The organism is Cupriavidus sp. FW305-46, assembly GCF_058787075.1.
In genome coordinates, this window is record NZ_JBYSZI010000142.1 from 1 (window position 1) to 514 (window position 514).

The following is a 514-nucleotide window of genomic DNA, read 5'->3' on the forward strand; positions in this document are numbered from 1 at the left end:
TGGCATCCAGCAGCGCGATATCCTGAGGCGTGGTGACGATCACCGCGCCGGTGACCGGCACCTTCTGCGACAGCGTCAGCTGGACGTCGCCGGTGCCCGGCGGCATGTCGACGATCAGGTAGTCCAGGTCGTGCCAGTTGGTCTGGCGCAGCAGCTGCTCCAGCGCCGAGGTCACCATCGGGCCGCGCCATACCATCGGGTTGTCCTGCTCGATCAGGAAGCCGATCGAGTTGGCCTGCAGGCCATGTCCTTCCAGCGGCTCCATGGTCTGGCCGTCGGCGGATTCCGGGCGGCCGTCGATGCCCAGCATCATCGGCAGGCTCGGGCCGTAGATGTCTGCGTCGAGCATGCCGACGCGCGCGCCCTCTGCCGCCAGCGCCAGCGCCAGGTTCACGGCCGTGGTGGACTTGCCCACCCCGCCCTTGCCCGACGCCACCGCAATCACGTTCTTCACGCCCGGCAGCAGCTTGACCCCGCGCTGCACCGCGTGCGCGACGATCTTCATGGTCACGGC

General features: G+C 68.7%; 1 protein-coding gene. It reads right to left on the bottom strand.

The genetic code is table 11. The annotated features are described in order from the left end of the window. Positions 1-514, bottom strand: a 514-nt coding sequence (locus AC3WON_RS31115) for a P-loop NTPase (protein WP_492353487.1), incomplete at both ends; no start/stop codon positions are given.